This window comes from Acidisoma sp., assembly GCF_035492295.1.
In the GTDB taxonomy this organism is placed as follows: domain Bacteria; phylum Pseudomonadota; class Alphaproteobacteria; order Acetobacterales; family Acetobacteraceae; genus Acidisoma.
The window spans coordinates 1-19,432 of the sequence record NZ_DATJJK010000143.1 but is presented as its reverse complement, the minus strand read 5'-3'; the positions used below and the strand labels follow the sequence as shown (position 1 = coordinate 19,432).

General features: G+C 65.8%; 15 protein-coding genes. 7 read left to right on the top strand and 8 right to left on the bottom strand.

Annotated features, from left to right (window positions below):
* Positions 1–24: 24 nt before the first annotated feature.
* Entirely contained in the window at positions 25–2,535 is a 2,511-nt protein-coding gene (locus VL752_RS10150) for a glycogen/starch/alpha-glucan phosphorylase (RefSeq protein ID WP_413788769.1), read from the bottom strand.
* 318 nt (positions 2,536–2,853) lie between these two features.
* Here VL752_RS10150 and treY point away from each other — a divergent pair, with 318 nt between their 5' ends.
* From treY to glgA, 6 genes are all read left to right on the top strand, one after another.
* Entirely contained in the window at positions 2,854–5,421 is a 2,568-nt protein-coding gene (gene treY, locus VL752_RS10145; protein WP_325354748.1) for a malto-oligosyltrehalose synthase, read from the top strand.
* A gap of 84 nt (positions 5,422–5,505) precedes the next feature.
* On the top strand, positions 5,506–6,945 hold the full coding sequence (locus tag VL752_RS10140) for an NAD(P)-binding domain-containing protein (protein WP_408863091.1): 1,440 nt from the start codon (positions 5,506–5,508) through the stop codon (positions 6,943–6,945).
* Positions 6,946–7,164: 219 nt separating this feature from the next.
* Positions 7,165–8,166 (top strand): sugar-binding transcriptional regulator, encoded by a 1,002-nt coding sequence (locus VL752_RS10135; protein WP_325354744.1) that lies wholly within the window; start codon positions 7,165–7,167, stop codon positions 8,164–8,166.
* Between the two features lie 4 nt (positions 8,167–8,170).
* Positions 8,171–8,791 (top strand): lipocalin family protein, encoded by a 621-nt coding sequence (locus VL752_RS10130; RefSeq protein WP_325354741.1) that lies wholly within the window; start codon positions 8,171–8,173, stop codon positions 8,789–8,791.
* A 63-nt stretch (positions 8,792–8,854) separates the two neighbouring features.
* Complete coding sequence (gene glgC, locus VL752_RS10125; protein ID WP_325354739.1) at positions 8,855–10,123, top strand: glucose-1-phosphate adenylyltransferase; 1,269 nt, start codon at positions 8,855–8,857, stop codon at positions 10,121–10,123.
* 5 nt (positions 10,124–10,128) lie between these two features.
* Positions 10,129–11,571 carry a glycogen synthase GlgA gene (gene glgA, locus VL752_RS10120; protein ID WP_325354771.1) on the top strand — a complete coding sequence of 481 codons (1,443 nt, stop codon included), beginning with the start codon at positions 10,129–10,131 and terminating at the stop codon, positions 11,569–11,571.
* An 84-nt stretch (positions 11,572–11,655) separates the two neighbouring features.
* Here the strand turns inward: glgA and VL752_RS10115 are convergent, their stop codons facing one another.
* Genes VL752_RS10115 through VL752_RS10100 form a run of 4 tightly spaced genes read right to left on the bottom strand, consistent with a single transcriptional unit; the run spans position 11,656 to position 16,246 of the window.
* A complete protein-coding gene (locus tag VL752_RS10115) occupies positions 11,656–12,690 on the bottom strand; it encodes an ABC transporter permease (protein WP_325354737.1) in 1,035 nt (344 codons plus the stop codon).
* Positions 12,687–13,685, bottom strand: a complete 999-nt coding sequence (locus tag VL752_RS10110; protein WP_325354735.1) for an ABC transporter permease — start codon at positions 13,683–13,685, stop codon at positions 12,687–12,689. Before VL752_RS10110 ends, VL752_RS10115 begins: the two co-directional genes overlap by 4 nt.
* Positions 13,678–15,162: a sugar ABC transporter ATP-binding protein gene (locus VL752_RS10105; protein WP_325354733.1), complete on the bottom strand. Its 1,485-nt coding sequence runs from the start codon at positions 15,160–15,162 to the stop codon at positions 13,678–13,680. Before VL752_RS10105 ends, VL752_RS10110 begins: the two co-directional genes overlap by 8 nt.
* Before the next feature lie 58 nt (positions 15,163–15,220).
* Entirely contained in the window at positions 15,221–16,246 is a 1,026-nt protein-coding gene (locus tag VL752_RS10100) for a substrate-binding domain-containing protein (RefSeq protein ID WP_325354731.1), read from the bottom strand.
* 291 nt (positions 16,247–16,537) lie between these two features.
* On the opposite strand from VL752_RS10100, the gene VL752_RS10095 reads away from it, so the two are divergent.
* On the top strand, positions 16,538–17,707 hold the full coding sequence (locus VL752_RS10095; protein ID WP_325354729.1) for a fumarylacetoacetate hydrolase family protein: 1,170 nt from the start codon (positions 16,538–16,540) through the stop codon (positions 17,705–17,707).
* An 18-nt stretch (positions 17,708–17,725) separates the two neighbouring features.
* Here the strand turns inward: VL752_RS10095 and VL752_RS10090 are convergent, their stop codons facing one another.
* Genes VL752_RS10090 through VL752_RS10080 form a run of 3 tightly spaced genes read right to left on the bottom strand, consistent with a single transcriptional unit; the run spans position 17,726 to position 19,343 of the window.
* On the bottom strand, positions 17,726–18,172 hold the full coding sequence (locus VL752_RS10090; protein WP_325354727.1) for a MarR family winged helix-turn-helix transcriptional regulator: 447 nt from the start codon (positions 18,170–18,172) through the stop codon (positions 17,726–17,728).
* A 2-nt stretch (positions 18,173–18,174) separates the two neighbouring features.
* On the bottom strand, positions 18,175–18,762 hold the full coding sequence (locus VL752_RS10085) for an amino acid synthesis family protein (protein WP_325354725.1): 588 nt from the start codon (positions 18,760–18,762) through the stop codon (positions 18,175–18,177).
* The gene (locus tag VL752_RS10080) at positions 18,759–19,343 is read right to left on the bottom strand and encodes an amino acid synthesis family protein (RefSeq protein WP_325354723.1); all 585 of its coding nucleotides are present in this window, start codon (positions 19,341–19,343) and stop codon (positions 18,759–18,761) included. The genes VL752_RS10085 and VL752_RS10080 overlap by 4 nt, the downstream gene beginning before the upstream one ends.
* Positions 19,344–19,432 lie beyond the last annotated feature (89 nt).

The window sequence follows — 19,432 nt, the reverse complement described above, 5'->3', positions numbered from 1 at the left end:
GTTCCGTTCCCGCCACGATTGCTTCTACCGGTTGGGCCAGGTCGTCACGTTCCACAGATCGGACGCATATTCGCGGATCGACCGGTCGGACGAGAAGAAGCCCATGCCCGCCGTGTTGAGGATGGCCGCCCGCCGCCATTCGCCCGGCTTCCGCCAACTCGCCGCCACGTCCCGCTGGCGTTGGTAGTACGCGTCGAAATCGGCGGCGACCAGGAAGTAGTCATGATAGCGCACCGCTTCGATCAGACCGCGATAGCGCGCCGGATCATCGGGGCTGAAATTGCCGTTCTCGACCGCCGTCAGGACCTCCTGCAGGATTTCCGACTTGGCAATAACATCGGAGGAATCGATCGTCTGGGCGCGGCGCTGCCCGACCTCTTCCGCCGTCATGCCGAAGATGAACATGTTCTCCGCCCCGACATGCTCCAGCATCTCGACATTGGCGCCGTCCAGCGTGCCGATGGTCAACGCGCCGTTGAGGCCGAATTTCATGTTGCCGGTGCCGGACGCCTCCATGCCGGCGGTCGAGATCTGCTCAGAAAGATCGGCCGCCGGAATGATCATCTCCGCCAGGCTCACATTGTAGTTCGGCAGGAAGACAACCTTCAGCGCGTCACGCAGCGTGGGATCGCTGTTGATGACCCGTGCGACGTCATGGGCGAGTTTGATGATCAGCTTGGCGCGGTGATAGCTCGGCGCCGCCTTGCCGGCGAAGATCTTCACCCGCGGCGTCCAGTCCCGCATCGGCTGGGCGCGGATCGCATTGTAGAGGGCAATCGTCTCCAGGATATTGAGGAGCTGGCGCTTGTATTCGTGAATGCGCTTGATCTGCACGTCGAAGAGTGCCTGTGGGTCGAGCCTGACCCCCACCCGCTCGCGCACGAGCTTGGCGAGCGCCACCTTGTTCTCCTGCTTGACGACGGCGAATTTCTGCTGAAAGGCAGCGTCGTCCGCGAAGGGGGCGAGCTTCGCGAACAGACCGGCATCATCCAGGATATCCGGCCCTACCGCCTGGACGGCGAGATCGGTCAGTCCCGGGTTGGACTGGTAGAGCCAGCGCCGGAAGGTGATGCCGTTGGTCTTATTGTTGATCCGGTCCGGATACATCTCGTTGAAATCGCGGAACACCGTCTTGCGCATGAGATCGGTGTGCAGCGCCGAGACGCCATTGACCTTGTGCGAGCCGAGGAAAGCGATGTTGCCCATGCGCACCCGGCGGCCATGCGTCTCGTCGACCAGCGACAGACCGGTCATGAGTTCGACATCGTCCGGATGGCGGTGCTTCACCTCGTCCAGGAACATCAGATTGAGCAGATAGATGATCTGCATGTGCCGCGGCAGCAGCCGCTCCATCAACGGCACCGGCCAGGTTTCCAGCGCCTCGGGCAGCAGGGTGTGGTTGGTGTAGCAGAAGGTTTTGCGGGTAATGTCCCAGGCTTGGCTCCAGGGGACCTTGTGGATGTCGACCAGGATGCGCATGAGCTCGATCACCGCGATCGAGGGATGCGTGTCGTTGAGCTGGATCGCCGCCTTTTCGTGCAGCGTCTCGATCGTCTTGAAGGACTTCAGGTGGCGGCGAATGAGATCCTGTAGGCTGGCCGCTGCAAAGAAATATTCCTGCCGCAGCCGCAGTTCCTGCCCGGCCGCCGTCTCGTCGCTCGGATAGAGCACGCGGGAGATCGCCTCGACCCGCGCCCGCTCGCTGAGCGCGCCGACATGGTCGCCCTGGTTGAAGGCGTCAAGGCGGATGGGGTCCACCGCCCGGGCGGACCAGAGACGCAGCGCATTTACATGCCGGGCGCGCCAGCCGACGATCGGGATGTCGTAGGCGATGGCCGCAACACGCTCCGCCGGATGCCAGACATGTTCCGATATCGAATCCGAATCGGACACCATCGCGACCTCGCCGCCGAAGCCGATGTCATAGGCGATTTCCGGCCGTTCGAACTGCCAGGGATTGCCGAGTTCCAGCCAATCCTCGGGATATTCCTGCTGGAAGCCGTTCTTGACGATTTGGCGAAAGAGGCCGTGGTCGTAGCGGATACCGTAGCCGATGGCCGGAATGGCAAGGCTCGACATGCTTTCGAGGTAACAGGCGGCGAGACGTCCGAGGCCGCCGTTGCCGAGCGCTGCATCGGGCTCCATCGCCCGGATCGCATCGAAATCGACTCCAAGCTCGTCGAGCGCGCCGCGCACCACATCCGACAAACCGAGATTGCCAAGATTGTCGCGCAGCAGACGCCCGATCAGGAATTCGAGAGACATGTAATAGACGCGCTTGGCGCCGGACGCATAGGTTGTGTCGGTGCTGCGGTGCCAGCCGTCCACCACCCGGTCACGCACGGCGAGTGCGGTCGCGACGTACCAATCGCGATTATTGGCCGCGATGCGGTTCTTGCCCACCTGATAGTAAAGTTTTTGTTCGATCGCATCGCGCATCTCGGAAATCTCGCGATGACGGACCTCGGCGGGGCTCTCGTCGCTGTAAGGGCTGACGATAGCGTGGGAGGACGGGGTATCAACCTCGAGCGTCACGGAACTCTCTCCTTAGCGTTTCGTGGCCTCTAGGGCCGTTGCGGGGCAGCGCGAGGCGCCGGGATCGGCCTTTAGCCAAAGTAGCTTGCGCATGATCGCAGCCGAAGAAAAGGGGCATTCCGCAGGTGCAGCATGACGATGCCATGGCGCAGGCCCATCTTGCAGCTCCACCCCTCAAGGAAGGCTTTCTCCAAACACGCACTTCGCCGATCGAGCGCCCTGGACGGCGCGGCGCGGCGCCCCAAGTAAGAACGACCGGAACCCCAAGGTCCCGTTGCCCTGACCGGGCGATCCACGCCAGATTGCGAGACCCGAGCCATGGCCGTCCCTCTCCGCGCCACCTACCGGCTGCAGTTCCATGCCGGATTCACCTTCACGGACGCGGCAGCCGAGCTGCCCTATCTTGCGACGCTTGGCATCAGCCACCTCTATGCCTCGCCCATCCTCATGTCTCGCCCCGGATCGACCCATGGCTATGACGGGATCGATCCGACCCGGATCGACCCCGATCTCGGCGGGGCGGACGGGTTTCGCGCCTTGGCGGAGGCGGCCCGAACCGAAGGCATGGGCATCATTCTTGACATCGTGCCCAATCATCTCGCCGTCGATGCCGCCAATCCGTTCTGGATGGCCGCGCTGGAATTCGGTGCGGCGGGGCCCGCGGGCAAGATGTTCGACATCGACTGGGAGCAGGGACGGGTCACCCTCCCGAGCCTCGGCAAAACGCTCGCGGCCGCCATTGCCGATGGCGAGATCACCCTCGCGGCGGACTGGACTGCCGGCCGTCTGCTGGCCCGGTATTTCGACAATGCCTGGCCTTTGCGCCCCGAAACGGTGGCCGCCGTGCTGCAGATCGCCGATGCCCGGGACGAGGGCGCGCTGTCCGGCCTCTCGCGCCGCTTCCTCGCCCTCGACGGCGCGCTCGCCGCAGAGGCGCAGGCCGTCTCCGAGGCCCGGCAAGGTCTCGCCGACCTCGATGCCGAGCATCGCTCGCTGGTCGAGATCGCTCTCGCGCGTATGGATATCGCGGGCGTGTTGCATCGCCAGCATTGGCGCCTTGCCCATTGGCGCACGGAAAGCGACAGCCTCACCTATCGGCGCTTCTTCAACATCACCGGTCTGGTGGGGTTGCGCGTGGAAGACCCGGCCGTCTTCGACCTGATCCATGCCCTGCCGCTGCGCCTGCTGCGGGAAGGGCTGATTGATGGGCTGCGCATCGACCATGTCGACGGTCTCTCGGACCCCACCGGCTATTGCGCCCGGCTGCGCGCCGCCACGGGCCCGCATGCGATCATCCTCGTCGAAAAAATCCTCGGCGCAGGCGAGGCGCTGCGGCCCTGGCCGATTACCGGCACCACCGGCTACGAGCGGCTCAACGACATCCAGGGGCTTTTCGTCGATCAGGACGGCTACGAGACGTTGGACCGCTACCTCGTGGACCATCGGCTGCTCGACGCCGACCGCGCCGCGCGGCTCGCCACCGCCAAAGCCTTCATGCTGCGCACGAGCTTCGTGGGCGAGGTTGACAAGCTGATCGGCCTCGCCCGGGCGCTCGGCTCGGCCGAGGCGGAGGGTTCCGAATTCGGCATCGGCGCCCTGCGGGAGGCGGTCATCGCCCTGCTCGTCCGCTTTCCCGTCTATCGCAGTTACGGCACGGATACCGAATCTGACGCGGTCGATGCTGCGCTTTGGCAGGAGACGCGGCGCCTGGTCGAGGCCCACGAGCACCCCTGGGTCGCGGAGGCCGCCGCCTATCTCATCCGTCGCCTGAGCGAGACCACACCGGGCTCCGCCGAGGAGGAATTCATCCGTCGCTTCCAGCAGCTCAGTGGCCCCGCCATGGCCAAGGGGCTCGAGGACACGGAATTCTACCGCAGCCTCGCGCTCTCCTCCGCGAACGAGGTGGGTGGCGACCTGGCGCAGCCCTGGCGCAGCGTGGCGGAGTTTCACGACATCCAAGCCGCGCGCGCCGAGGCCCGGGCGCTCGATCTCATCCCGCTCGCGACCCATGACACCAAGCGCGGCCCCGACACGCGGGCCCGCATCAACACCATCGCGGAAGACGCCACAGGCTGGATCGCCCGGTTCGAGGCCTGGCACGCCCAGAATAAGCCCTTCCGGGCCGAGATCGCCGGGCGCGAGGCGCCGGATCCGATCGACGAATGGCTGATCTACCAGACGCTTCTCGGCGCCTGGCCGATCAGCGAAGCCCGGCTCTCCGAGTATCTGACCAAGGCAATGCGGGAGGCCAAGCGCCACAGTTTCTGGGACCATCCGAACGAGGACTATGAGACGGCCGTTCAGAACTTCGCCAGCGCCCTGTTGCAGGACCCGCGCGCCGCCGGCTTTCGCACGTCCATCGCACAACGGGTCTCGGAAGCCGATAGCCGCGCACGCATCAGCGCCATCGGCCAGGTTATCCTGCAGATGACCATCCCGGGCACCCCGGACGTCTATCAGGGCACGGAATTCTGGGATTTCAGCCTTGTGGACCCGGACAATCGCCGCCCCGTCGACTATGCGGCGCGCGCCGCGGCGCTTGCCCGCGACGTGCTGCCGCGCCTCGCCGCCGACCGTATCGGCGAGGCCAAGCTCTTCGTCACCCATCATCTGCTCGCGCTGCGCGCCGCGCATCCGGCGCTCTTCGCCGAAGGTGACTATCGGCCGCTTGAGCCAGGGCCAGGCTGGCTCGGATTCACCCGCAGCAGCAGGACCGAAAGCCTTGCGGTGATCGTGCCGGTCGGGCCCCGCGCCGCGGCCCATGCCCCGGCCCTTCCCGCAGCACCGGCCGGCCAAACCTGGCACCCGGTGCTGACCGAGACGGCGACCGAGGGCCGCTTGCCCTTCGACCCGCTGTTTCCCTTCGTCGTGGCGCTAGCCCGCTAGAATTCGCAGCTTCCTGTTGCGTTCGTCGCACCGCAGCATGCAACAATCCGGCATTCTCTTGATCTGCGGGTGCCTTGCATGAGCCTGACCGACCTTCAAGACCGCGTACGGGCTGACCTCGCCTGCCTGGACTATCCCTCCAAACCCTGGCTCCCGTCCCAGAGCCTGGATGGGCAGCCGGTACTCGACGTGTTGATCATCGGTGCGGGCCAGGGTGGCCTCGCCACCGCCTTCGGGCTGATGCGCGAGAAAATCGGCAATATCCTGGTCGTCGATCAGGCGCCGCGCGGCGGCGAAGGGGTCTGGACCACCTTTGCCCGCATGATCACCCTGCGCACGCCCAAACACGTCTGCGGTCCCGATCTCGGCATCGGCAGCCTGACGCCGCGCGCCTGGTACGAAGCCCGCTTCGGCGCTGAGGCCTGGGCGGCCTTGGGCAAGCTTCCCCGAGAAGTTTGGCAGGATTATCTCGACTGGTATCGCGGCGTGCTCGACCTGCCGGTCCGTAACGACACCGGGATCGTGGATATCGCGCCGCATGGCCGCTTCCTGGCCGCGACCACCGACCGGGGCGAGAGGCTGCTCGCCCGCAAGATCGTGCTCGCGACCGGCATTGCGGGCTCCGGCGCCTGGCTCATCCCCGATTTCATCGAAGCCCGTATCCCGCGCAGCCGCTACGCCCATACCTCGGAGGAGATCGACTTCGCGGCGCTCGCCGGCAAGCGGATCGGCGTGCTGGGTGCCGGTGCCTCAGCCTTCGACAATGCCGCGACCGCGCTCGAAGCCGGTGCCGGCCGCGTGCAACTTTGCGTGCGCCGCCGCCTGCTGCCGCGGGTGAACCCCTATCGCTGGATGGAGCAGCCGGGCTTCCTCGGCCATTTCGCGGACCTGCCGGATCTCATGCGCTGGCGCTTCATGCGGCATATCTTCACGATGAACCAACCGCCCCCGCCCGATACCGTGGCGCGCTGCGCAGCCTTCCCGCACTTCTCCGCCCATCCCGGCACGCCCTGGCTGGATGCGCGGATGGAGGGCGACGAGATCCGCATCCGGACCCCGGGTGGCGAGCTTGCGTTCGACTTCGTCATCATCGGCGCGGGCTTCGTGATGGATGCGGCCCTCCGACCGGAGCTGCGGCACTTCGCGCCCCATATCGCCAAGTGGGGGGACCGCTTCACCCCGCCGGCCGGAGAGGCGGATGCGATCCTCGCGACCTACCCCTATCTCGCGCGGAATTTCACCTTCACGGCCCGCCACGGGGCGGCGGTGCCTGGGCTCGACCAGATCTACAATTTCACCTTCGGCGCGACGCCGAGCATGGGACTCTCCGGCGCCTCCATCAGCGGTCTCAAATTCGGCGTACGCCGCCTGGTGGATGCCATCACGCGGGACTTTTTCCTGGAGGATGCAGAAACGCATTACCTCGGCCTGCTGCGCTATGAGGACCAGGAGCTGACCCCCGATGCCTGGCCTGACGGCGGGCTGGGCGCGGCGCTGACCCCCCTTCCACTTCCCGCCGCATAAGCCACGGTGGCGGCTCCCTGCCGCAAACACGTTGCAACGCGCGGGCTGTGGTGCGAGGGTCCGCCGAGAGACCAACGGAGGGGAGCCGCGGCTGGCGACACGGCCGGGCTCCGGCCGTAGACCCGACCCCAAGACCATGACGTCAGGCTTCACTGGCGGCCCATTCACCCGATCAGTAAAGAAGATGGAATGAAAAGCGACAGCCGGAAAGCAGCGCCCTTGACCGTCAACCTGGCTCATGAGTCCGATGATGCGCTCATCGTCCGCACCGCCTGGCTCTATTACATGGCCGGGCTCAATCAAGAGGAGACAGCGGCGAAGCTGGGCCTGCACCGGACCCGCGTCAACCGGCTGCTCGCGGAAGCGAGGGAGCGCGGCCTTGTCGCGATCACGATCCAGCATGAGAGCGCCCGCGAGCTCGAGACCGAGCAGACCATCGCCGATTTCTACAATCTCGATTTCTGCCTCGCGACACCCTTCATCGGCTTCGAGGATATCGCCGGCAATCCAGGCCTCGCCCGCGCCCAAGGCATGGTCAGCCGCCGTGCCGTGGGCAGTGCCGGCGCCAATTTCCTGCGCGGCAAGCTGGCCCAGGGGGCCATTACGGTCGGCGTCAGCTGGGGCCGCACCATCGAGCAAGTGGCCCTGCATCTGTCCGGCATCCGCAATCCGGAAGCGCGCTTCGTCTCGCTCATGGGCTCGCTGACCCGCAACTCGGCGTCCAATCCCTTCGAGGTCGTGCAGGCGCTGGCCGCCCGCACCGGGGGCGAGGGCCATTTCATCCCGGTGCCCTTCATCGCCGATTCCCAGGCTGACCGGGACGTGCTGGCCTCCCAGCGCACGGTCGCGGATGCGCTCGAACTCGCGCGGCAAGCCGATCTCTATCTCGTCGGCATCGGCGAACTCACCGAGCATTCCTCCCTCCGCGAGCAGAACCTCATCACGGCCGAGGAACTGCACGAGGCCAGGGCGGCCGGCGCTGTCTGCGATGCGCTGGGCAAGCTTTTCGGCCTCGATAGCCATCCCATCGACCATGACCTGAACCACCGCACCATCGCCGTCGACATCGAAGACATCCGCGGCCGCGACATCGTGCTGCTGAGCGGTGGCCTCGAGAAGATCGACGCTTTGCAGGCGGTACTGGGCAGCGGGCTGATTCGCGGCCTGATCATCGACGGCGACACCGCGCGCCTCCTCGCCCAGCGCTGCCGCCAGGAGTAACGGCGTGGCCCGCAGGACGGACGAGGCGACGGGGGCAAGCAGTGCCGCGCCCGCCACCCGGCCGGCCCTGACCTTCGCTCGCCTTTCCGTCACGACCCTCGCTTTGCTTGTCGCGGGGCTCGGCGTCATCGGTGCCGTTCCCCGCAACAACCCGCGGCGCGGCCGGCCGGTGCCGCGCAAACCCGTGGAGATCGACCGCTATCTCGGCCTCTGGTACGAGTTCGCCCGCTATGAAAATCGTTTCGAGCGCGGCTGCGAGGCGGTGACCGCAGACTACGCGTGGCGCCCGGACGGCCTCATCCGCATCGTCAACACCTGTCGTCAGGGCGGCCTCATGGGCCGGCGGCGCCAGGCGGAGGCCCGGGGCCGTGTCGTGCCGGGGAGTGGCAATGCAAAATTGAAGGTCGCCTTCTTCGGTCCCTTCTTCTGGGGCAATTACTGGGTGCTGGACCATGCCGAGGATTATTCCTGGTCCATCGTGGGCGAAGGCTCCCGCCGCTATCTCTGGATCCTGACGCGGGAAGCCCATCCCGCGTCCGAGCGCCGGGCGCTTCTGCTCGATCGCGTCCAGGCCCTCGGTTACGGACCCGAAAAGCTGCATATGACGCGCCATCCCGAGGTGTAATCCCCTCGGGGCTCTTCTGTTCCTCGCCGGCCGCGCCTAGATTATGGACACGGGAGGACAACAATGATCGAAAAATGGAAATCGGCCTCGCCCTTGTCGCGCACGGCCATGGCCTATGTTCTGGCGGGGGGCCGGGGCAGCAGGCTGATGGAGATGACGGACCGGCGGGCCAAGCCCGCCGTTTATTTCGGCGGCAAGTCCCGGATCATCGACTTCGCACTCTCCAACGCCCTCAATTCCGGCATTCGCCGCGTTGCGGTGGCAACCCAATACAAGGCGCATAGCCTGATCCGGCACATGCAGCGCGGCTGGAACTTCCTCCGCCCCGAGCGCAACGAGAGTTTCGACATCCTGCCCGCCAGCCAGCGCGTCAGCGAAACTCAATGGTACGCCGGCACGGCCGATGCGGTTTTCCAGAATATCGACATCATCCAGGACTACCGGCCTGAACATATCGTCATCCTCGCAGGTGACCATGTCTACAAGATGGATTACGAACTCATGCTGCAGCAGCATGAAGACAACAATGCCGATGTGACGGTCGCCTGTCTGGAAGTGCCCAAGGCCGAGGCTTCGGGCTTCGGTGTCGTTGCGGTGGATGGCGAGGACCGCATCATCTCCTTCCTAGAAAAGCCGCGCGACCCGCCGCCGATGCCGGACAATCCAGACAAATCCTTCGCCAGCATGGGCATCTACGTCTTTCGCACGAAGTTCCTGTTCGAGCAGCTGGCGCGGGATGCGGCGGACCCGAATTCCAGCCGCGATTTCGGCAAGGACATCATCCCCTATCTGGTGGAACACGGCCGCGCCTTCGCGCATCGCTTCACGCAGTCCTGCGTGCGCTCGGACGAGGCGGACGAACCCTATTGGCGCGATGTTGGCACGCTGGACGCCTACTGGCAGGCCAATATCGATCTGACCGATGTGCTGCCGCCGCTCGACCTCTATAATGCCGCCTGGCCGATCTGGTCCTATTCCGAACTCACCCCGCCCGCGAAATTCGTCCATGAGATGGGCGCGCGGCGGGGCGAGGCGGTGGCCTCGCTCGTCGCCGGCGGCTGCATCGTCTCCGGGGCGCGCGTGCGGCGCTCGCTGCTCTTCACCGGCGTGCGCGCTCATTCCTATGCAAGCGTCGATGGCGGCGTCATCCTCCCCTATGCCACCATCGGGCGGAACACACGCCTGTCCAACGTGATCATCGATGCCGGCGTGACAATCCCGGACGGACTGGTGGTGGGCGAAGATCCGACCCTGGACGGCGCACGCTTCCGGCGCACCGAATCCGGCATCTGCCTCATCACCCAGCCCATGATCGACGCTCTCGGCCAATGACCTCCATCGAGGTACTGGCCGTCTCCTCGGAGTTCTTCCCTCTCATCAAGACCGGCGGCCTCGCGGACGTCGCGGGGGCGCTGCCGGGCGCGCTGGCGGAACATGGCGTGCGGGTGACGACGCTGCTGCCCGGCTATCCCGCCGTCCTTGCGAAACTCGACCACACCGAGCCTGTACACGGGATCGGCGATCTCTTCGGCGGACCGGCGACCCTTGTCGCCGGTCGCGCGGGCCACGCAAAGCTGCTGGTGATCGACGCGCCGCATCTCTATGCGCGGCCGGGCAACCCTTATGTCGGGCCGGACGGGCGGGATTGGCCGGACAATCCGCAGCGCTTCGCGGCCCTCGCCCGCGTCGGCGCCGATCTCGCGCGCGGCCTGCTCCCAGCCTGGCGACCGCAGGTGGTGCATGGGCATGACTGGCAGGCGGGATTGCTGCCCGCCTATCTGCATTTCTCCGGCGATGCGGCAGACGCCGGAACGACGCGACCGCCGAGCGTCATGACCATCCATAATCTCGCCTTCCAGGGCCAGTGCGACGCCGGGCTTCTGGCGGCCCTCGGCCTGCCGCCGGAGGCGTACGGCATCGACGGTGTCGAGTATTACGGCAGCATCGGCTTTCTCAAGGCCGGCATCCGGCTCGCCAATCACGTCACCACCGTCTCTCCCACCTATGCGCGGGAAATCTGCACGCCCGAGGGCGGCATGGGGATGGATGGGCTTCTTCGCGCGCGCGGATCGGCCGTGTCCGGCATTCTCAACGGCATCGATACCCACGTGTGGAATCCCGCGAAGGACGAGACCCTCGCCGAACGCTACAGCCACAAGACCCGCGACAAGCGCGCCGCCAACAAGCAGGCGCTCTGCACCCGTTTCGGCCTCGACCCGGCGCGCCTGCTGTTCGGCGTCGTCAGCCGGTTGACGACGCAAAAGGGTCTCGACCTGCTGCCGACCAGCCTCGCCACCATCCACGACCTGGGTGGTGCCACCGTCATCCTCGGTGCCGGCCACCCGGCGCTGGAACGCGCCTTTCAGGACGCGGCGCGGCCCGGCGAGATGGGTCTTTTCCTGGGCTATGACGAGCAGCTCGCCCACCTCATCTATGCCGGGGCGGACGCGCTGCTCATCCCTTCCCGCTTCGAGCCTTGCGGCCTCACCCAGCTCTGCGCCATGCGTTATGGCTGCCTGCCGGTGGTGACCCGCGTTGGCGGTCTCGCGGATACGGTGATCGACGCGAACGAGGCCGCACTTGCCGCCGGAGCCGCTACCGGCTTCCAGATGGCTGCGGCCGACACGCCCGCCTTCGAGCGCACCCTCGGCCGTGTTGCCGAGGTCTGGCGGGATCGTGCCGCCTGGGACCGCATGCAGGCCAATGCGATGAAGGCCGAGGTCGGGTGGGAGCGCTCCGCCGCCCGCTATGCCGACCTCTTTCGCGGGCTGATTGCCTGAAGCCTGCGCTGGCCCTTACCCGGCCACTCACGACAGTCTACCGATGGGTGGCGGGGTGGGGTGAGAGCCGGCGCAGGCTGAGCATCAGCGGCGTTTCAGCATCGGCCGCAGCGAGGCCCAGACCCGGCCGACACCGGCAACCCCCAGCAGCACCGCGCCCCAGAGGGCGAGGCTAAGGAACTGGCTGATATTGAGCAGGTTCGCCGCGGTAGACACCAGCTGCAGCACGATGAGCGAGAGCACCAGGCCGCTGACGCGGCCGAAACCGCCCGCCGGGTCCACGCCGCCGAGGACGGCGGCGAGGATGGTGATGAGCAGATAGCTCTCGCCGTACGCGGCATTGGCGGAGTTGAAACGCGCCATCATCAGCAGGCCGGCGACCGCCGAAAGCAGGGCCGAAAGCAGATAGACCCGCACCAGGACCCGCCTGGTGTCGATCCCCGAATAGCGCACGGCCTGCTCGTTGGAGCCGAGCATGGCGACCTTCTGGCCGAAGGGCGAGCGCGCGAGCATGACACCCACGGGAATGGCGACGAGCACGAAAACGATGAGCACCACCGGCACATGCAGGATGGAGCCGTTGCCGATGAAAACCATGAAGGACGGAAAGCCCGAGATGACGCCGCCATGGGTGAGACCGACCGCGACACCTTTCACGAAGGTCATGGTGCCGAGCGTCGCCAGGATCGGCGACACGCCGAGATAGGCGATGACCATGCCGTTCAGCAGGCCGATCGCCCCGGCGACGCCGAAGGCCGCGACCAGCGCCACGATATGCCAGACAACCGCGCCGGTCCCGCCGCCCGTGCCGAAGTGGGTGAAGATATAGGCCGCCGCCAGCGCCGAAAGATTGGCGGTCGCGATGATCGAGAGATCGAGCCCGCCCGACAGTAGCGGGATCATCATGGCGAGCGACAGCACGCCGAGTTCCGGCAGCTGGAAGGCCATCGACCGGATGGCGGTCGCGTTGAAGAGCCTTTCGCCGAGCAGCAGCGCGAAGAGGATGAGGAGAGCTACGAAGAGCACCGAGAGCCGGGCGAGCACGGGGCTCGGGCGGAAGCGCGCGGTGGACGCAGCAGGACGCGGCGGCGTGTTGGAGGTCATGATGCGCTCGCTCATGCCATCACCCGTCGCGCGGCCGCGCGGTGGCGCTGGCGTTCGATCGCAAGCGCGCTCACCGCGATGAGGATGACCGCGCCCGTGAAGCATTGCGACCAGTAGGAGGGGACGCCCAGCAGCAGCAGCCCGTTCTCGAGACAGGCGAGCAGCATGACGCCGAGGATGGTGCCGGAGACGGTGCCGACGCCGCCGGTGAGGCTCGCGCCACCGAGCACGACGGCGGCCAGCACGTCGAGTTCGCGCCCCACCAGCGCATTGGGCGAGACCGATTGCGCATCCTGCGCCTGGATCAACGAGGCCATGCCGGCGACGAAACCCATATAGCCGTAGACCAGCAGGTTGATCCGGAAGACCTTGATGCCGACACGCTGGGCCGCATCCTTGTTGCTGCCGAGGGCATAAATCTGCCGGCCGATATTGGTGCGGGTGAGGATGATCGCGGTCAGCACGAAGGCGCTGATGAGGCCGAGCATCTGCAGGTTGAAGGCATAGGGCGTCTCGTTCTTATCGGTGTAGACGACCCAGCTCGCCCCGTTCACGAACCAATCCGGCAGCGAGAAAATCTCGTTGCCATGGGTCGCGAACATCAGGAGGCCGAAGAAGACATTGAGCGTCGCGATCGTCACGATGATGCTGGAGAGTCCGAGCGTGCCGATGAGCAGAGCGTTGAGCAGTCCGCAGGCAATACCGACGCCGCCGCAGATGCCGATCACGCCGAGCCAGCCGATATGATAGGCATTGGCGACCGTCATCGCGACATATTGGGCGACAGAGGCGGAGGCGGTGAAGGAGATGTCGATCCCGCCTGAAATCAGCACCACGAGCAGCCCCGCCGCCAGCATGCCGGAGAAGGCATAGGAGGTGAGCAGGTCGACCAGATTCTGCAGGGTGAAGAAGCTCGGCGTCGCGACCGAGAGGAAGACGATCAGCGCAAGCACGACGAGAAGCAGCTTGCCTTCGTGGCTATGCAGGCCGCGCTTGAGGAATTCAGGCATCGATCGCCTCCCTGAGCGCGCTCTCGGTGATCTGCATGGGATGATATTCCGCCTTCAGCCGGCCAGACTGCATGACGAGGATCCGGTGGGAATGATAGAGGACTTCTGGAATCTCGTCCGAGATCATCAGGACGGCCATGCCGGCAGCCGCAAGACTTTTGACGATGGCATAGATGCCGTCCTTGGCATTGATGTCGACGCCGACGGTCGGGCTGTCGAGGATGAGCACGCGCGGGTTCGTCGCGAGCCATTTGGCGATGACCACGCGCTGCTGATTGCCGCCCGAGAGCGTGCGCACGGCATTCTCCGGGTCGGAGACCTTGATGCCGAGTTGCTCGATCCAATGGCCGACGGAGGCCCCGGTGCGCTCGCGGCTGAGAAGCCCCCCCGCGCCGGTGAGCCGGTCGAGCGTCGACAGGATGATGTTGGACGCGATCGGCTGCTCCAGCACGAGGCCAAGAGAGAGCCGGTCCTCCGACACATAGGCGATGCCTTCGTCGATCGCGGCGCGATTCGAGCGCAACAGGACGGGCTTGCCGTTCAGCCGGATTTCTCCGCTCTCGGCTGGCCGCATGCCGAACAGGGACAGCGCAAGTTCGGTTCGTCCGGAACCGAGCAGGCCGATGAGACCGAGGATCTCGCCGGCGCGGATCTCCAGGCTGACATCCTCGAAATCCCCCGTGCGGGAGAGGTTGCTGACGGACAGGACGACGGGTGCGGCCGCGAGATCGGGCACCGCGATCTTGTAGTCGAATTCATGGCCCGTCATCAGCGTGCCGAGGCGCGCAGGCGTCATCTCCTGCGCGTCCCAGGTGCCGAGCTTGCGCCCGTCCCGCAGCACGGTCACGCGCTCGGCGATTTCCAGAACTTCGTCCAGCCGGTGGCTGACGAAGACGACGGCGATGCCGCGCCGCTTCAATTCCCGCGTGATGCCGAGCAGCGTATCGACCTCGGTGCGCGTCAGCGAGGCGGTGGGCTCGTCCATGATGACGAGCCGCGCGTCAGCCGCCAGCGCCCGGCAGATGGCCACGAGCTGGCGTTGCGCGATCGAGAGATCGCCCAGGCGCGCCGCCGGATCGAGTTGCACGCCAAGCCGCGCGATGACCGCCTGCGCCGTCTCCCGCAGCTTTGCCCAGCGGGCGCCGTGCAGGCCCGAGAGATGCTGGGCGAAACCGATGTTCTCCGCGACCGTCAGGTCAGGAAAGAGCGCGAGGTCCTGGTAGATGACCTGGATACCGAGGCGCGTGCTCTCTGACGGCGTGAGATGCGTCTGGCGGGTGCCGTCGATCACGATCTCGCCCCCCGCATCGGGCGGCTGCACGCCTGAGATGATCTTGATCAGCGTCGATTTGCCGGAACCGTTCTCGCCCGCCAGGCAATGCACTTCGCCCGCCGCGATGGTCAGATCGACATCGGCGAGCGCCGTGACACCGCCGAAATGCTTCGAGATGCCAGACATTTCTATGAAATTGGGCAAGTGCGTATCCTCGCCGTGATGGCTCCGGCGGGGCATGGCGGCCCCGCCGGATGGCGTATCAAAGACCGGTCTTGGCAATCATCGCGTCGATGTTCTGCTTGTTGAAAGCGAGAATCCGGTCAACGCTGATGAGCTTGTTGGCGGCATCGACGGTCGCCTTGCCCATGCCGGGGATTTCCATCCCGGTCTGAAACGTCGCACCTTTGAGCTGCAGGCTTGCGACGGCGACCATGGCGTAGCCGGCATCCTTGGGGCTCCACAGGAAGCCCTGGCGAATGACGCCCGCCTCGATCAGCGATTTCGCCTGGCTGGGGATGACGGTGCCGACGATGGAAATCTTCTTCTGCAGATGCCGCTGACGCACGACATTGCCGGCCCCGATCGGCCCGTTGGAGCCGAAGCCCAGGATGCCGCGCACCTTGGGATAGGCCTGGATGACGTTGCGCGTGACCTGTTCGGAGGTGTCGATCTCGTCCGCGCCCGGGAAGCGGGCGGTCGCGAGCTTCATGTTGGGGTAATGCTCCTTCTGATAGGCGATGGCGGCATCGGCCCATTTGTTGTGGAGCGGCGTCGTCAGCGTGCCGACATAGATGACATATTCGCCCTTCTCGCCCATGTCGGCGGCCAGCGCCTTCATCTGCATCTGGCCGAAGACCACGGAATCGAGCAGTTCCACGTCCCAGGTGCGGCCGTCCTGATTGGGACCTTCCTGGGTAATGACGATGATGCCCGCCTTCTGGGCGCGGTCCAGCACCGGGGCCAGCACCTTCACGTCCAGCGGCACGAGGCCGAGCACGTCAACCTTCTTGGCGATCTGGTCTTCGACGAGACGAACCTGCTGGGCGGGATCAACGGTGACGGGCCCCACCATGGTGGAGTTGATGCCGAATTTCTTGCCGCCCTCGATGAGCCCCTGCTGCATGAAGTTGAACCAAGGCACGCCCTGGATTTTCACGACCGTCGTCATCACCTTTTCGGCATCCGCGCGCGCCAAGCGCGGCACGCCTGCCGCAAGCGCCGCACCTCCGGCCAGCAGTCCGGCCGCATGGCGGCGGCTAATCGTCGGGTTGATGAGCTTCGTCATCTTGGTTTCCTCTTGGATCGTTTCGATCGTTCTCGTTTTCAGCCTGGGCGGTCTCGGACTCTTCGATCAATCACCGCTCCATGTCGTTCAGCAAACCACAAGTCTCGCGCGCCCGACAATCCGCCGAAAGGCGCTTTCGATCCGAAACAGCGCAAAACTTTGGCAGTCGTTTGTGACATTTGCTCACGATTAGCAAGGAGTATCGCGCATTTGATCCGCGCGATCCCCCTTGCCTGATGACAGCGCTCCCACCAAGCTGGCTGCAAAATTGCCAGCCGCGAGGAGAGAGACATGACGATCGAGACATTTCTGCCGGAGGACCACGACCGGGCCTGTCTGATCGGCCGCGTCTTCGACCCTGGCCTCGGCGGCCCGGCCATCGTCCATCTGCGCGGCGACCAGCTGGCGGATGTCACCGCCGCTGGCCCCACCGTCTCTGCCCTGCTGGAGGCGGACGACCCTGCGGCAAAGCTCGCTGCCACGCCGGCGGCGCGGGAATACCGGCTCGAAGAGGTCATCGAGGCAAGCCTTCGGGGCAGCACGGACCGGCCGCATCTCCTCGCCCCCTGCGACCTTCAGGCGGTGAAAGCCTGCGGCGTCACCTTCGCCCGGTCCATGATCGAGCGGGTGATCGAGGAACGCGCCCGTGGGGATTTTCGCGCGGCGCAGACCATCCGGGCCCAGATCGGCAATGCCGTCGGCGGACAGATACGCGACCTCAAGCCGGGTTCGCCGGAGGCGATGCACGCCAAGACAGTGCTGATGGAAGCCGGCTACTGGTCGCAATATCTCGAAGTCGGCATTGGGCCGGATGCGGAAGTCTTCACCAAGGCACCGGTCCTCGCCTCCGTCGGCTTCGGCGCCGAGATCGGCATTCTCGCCAAATCGAGCTGGAACAATCCGGAGCCGGAGGCCGTGCTCGCCGTCAACAGCCGTGGCCAGATTCGGGGCGCGACCCTCGGCAATGACGTCAATCTGCGCGATATCGAGGGCCGCAGCGCCCTTCTTCTCGGCAAGGCCAAGGACAACAACGCCTCCTCCGCCATCGGCCCCTTCATCCGGCTCTTCGACCAGGATTTCACCCTGGACGACGTGCGGGCGCTCGGCATTACGCTGCGCGTAACCGGCGCCGAAGACGGCTATGTGCTGGACGGCACCAGTTCCATGAGCGAGATCAGCCGCGACCCGGTGGAACTCGTGGGCCATGCCATCGGCCCGCACCATCAGTATCCCGACGGCTTCATGCTGTTCCTCGGCACTCTTTTCGCGCCGATCCAGGACCGCGACCATCCGGGACAAGGCTTCACGCACAAGACTGGCGACCGCGTGGAGATCGCAGCGCCCCAACTCGGGAGACTGGTCAACACGGTCGTCCATGCCGAGGAAGCCGCGCCCTGGCGTTACGGCATTGGTGCGCTCATGGCGAACCTGGCGCAGCGCGGCCTGCTCGGCAGGGGCTGAGCCGCGCGGGGGACAGGATCAGCGCAACCGTTCGAGCAGGCCGCGGAGCAACCCGATCTCGGCCTCGTCCAAGGGAGCCAGCGTCTCCTGCGTGATGGCGGCAGCGGCGGCGAGGTTGCGGCGGGTGATCTCACGTCCGGCCTCCGTCAGATCGACGAGCAGCTTGCGCCGGTCATCCGCATCGGCGACGCGCACCACCAAGGATCGCGCCTCCAGACGGTCCACCGTGCCCTTGATGGTTGCGGCATCCATGAAGACTGTCCGCCCCAGGGCGGATTGGGAGGTCTGCCCGATCTCGAGCAGCTTCGACATCACCGCCCATTGCATGGGCGTCAGCCCATCCCCGATGCGCTGCACGAAGATGCCCGTGTGGCGCTGGCTGACCTGCCGCAAAATGAAACCGATCTGCTCATCCAGAACATAGCTGCCGGCAGGCAGCACATCGGTTTTGGGCTCACCTGCCATCGTCAGCGCAGCCCGTCCTGGCCGAGGATCGCATCCTTGGTGAGGCCGCCCACCCGCGGCAGCGGCCGGCCGCTATCGGTCACCACGACGACGACCAGGATTTCACGCGCGCGCGGCGCATCGGCGATACCCACTTCCATCGCGTCGAAATGGCTGCGCACGTAGGCGGCATTGCGATGGCCGAGCGGCACGTCGATTACGCTTCCCACCCGGCCGCGCTTCTTGGCGGAGGGGACAAGCGCCGCACCGCCGCCGAGCGCAGCACGCATCGGGCTTCCCAGCTTCGGATGCAGAATCGCCGCCGCATGCTCGATCTCTCCCGCCTCGCCCACGATCGCCGCCTTGCCGTAGCTCTCGACCATCTCTGGCGCAATTCCGAGGGCGCCGACGGCCTTCTCCGTCAAGAGACGCCCAAGTTCAGTGCCGCGTTCGATCAAATCATTGAGATCGACTTCGAAACGTCCTGCAAAAGGATTTGCGATCACCGCCATCGCCGCCGCACGCCGTGTGGGCGGACTGACCTGTTGGCCCATTTCGATCAGAACCTCGTCCACCACGGTCACCAGTTTGCGGATGACGAGGGGGCTCATCGCAAGCCGTCCAGGCCGCGGATATCGGCCGCCGCCAACCCGCCCACACGGGCATGGATGCGCGGCCCCGTTGTCATCACCAGCACGAGGGCGAGTTCATCCGCGCGCGGCCCATCGGGCACCCCGACTTCCATGGCATCGAAATGGCTGCGCACATAGGAGGCGTTGATGTGGGTGATGGGCACGTCCAGCCGCGTGCCGGGGCCGCCCACCTTTTTGGCGGAGGGAACGATGGCCTTCGCATCGCCCAGCGCCCCCCGCATGGCATAGCCGCCGGGCACATGCCACAGCGCACCGTGTTCCAGCTCTCCGGCGGCCCCGACGATGGCGCCCTTTCCATAACCCTGGACAGCCTTCGCGTCCCCGCCAAGCGTGCGCACCAGGGCTTGCGCCATCTCCAGCCCCAGCGGCTCCAGCGTCTTCATGAAGAAGGAAATCTCCTCCACGTAACGACCGGCAAAAGGATTCGCGATGACGCTGATCGCCGCCGCACGCTTCAATGGGTCTGCGGCCACTGGCCCACCCTCGTGGAAAATCTCCTCCACCACCATCAGTCTCTTGCGCAGCTCAATCTCGGCCATGCGTTTCGTCCCTCTCTCCTAGTACGCGGGTCTCGCCCTGCAGATGCAGCGCTGCCCGTTCAATCAATCCCTGGTCCCGCAGCGCCTCG

What these genes read in the sequence shown, in the direction of transcription:
- VL752_RS10100 (WP_325354731.1), bottom strand. Translation starts at nt 16,246, where the DNA reads ATGACGAAGCTCATCAACCCGACGATTAGCCGCCGCCATGCGGCCGGA.
- VL752_RS10095 (WP_325354729.1), top strand. Translation starts at nt 16,538, where the DNA reads ATGACGATCGAGACATTTCTGCCGGAGGACCACGACCGGGCCTGTCTG.
- VL752_RS10115 (WP_325354737.1), bottom strand. Translation starts at nt 12,690, where the DNA reads ATGAGCGAGCGCATCATGACCTCCAACACGCCGCCGCGTCCTGCTGCG.
- VL752_RS10090 (WP_325354727.1), bottom strand. Translation starts at nt 18,172, where the DNA reads ATGGCAGGTGAGCCCAAAACCGATGTGCTGCCTGCCGGCAGCTATGTT.
- VL752_RS10110 (WP_325354735.1), bottom strand. Translation starts at nt 13,685, where the DNA reads ATGCCTGAATTCCTCAAGCGCGGCCTGCATAGCCACGAAGGCAAGCTG.
- glgC (WP_325354739.1), top strand. Translation starts at nt 8,855, where the DNA reads ATGATCGAAAAATGGAAATCGGCCTCGCCCTTGTCGCGCACGGCCATG.
- VL752_RS10085 (WP_325354725.1), bottom strand. Translation starts at nt 18,762, where the DNA reads ATGAGCCCCCTCGTCATCCGCAAACTGGTGACCGTGGTGGACGAGGTT.
- VL752_RS10080 (WP_325354723.1), bottom strand. Translation starts at nt 19,343, where the DNA reads ATGGCCGAGATTGAGCTGCGCAAGAGACTGATGGTGGTGGAGGAGATT.
- treY (WP_325354748.1), top strand. Translation starts at nt 2,854, where the DNA reads ATGGCCGTCCCTCTCCGCGCCACCTACCGGCTGCAGTTCCATGCCGGA.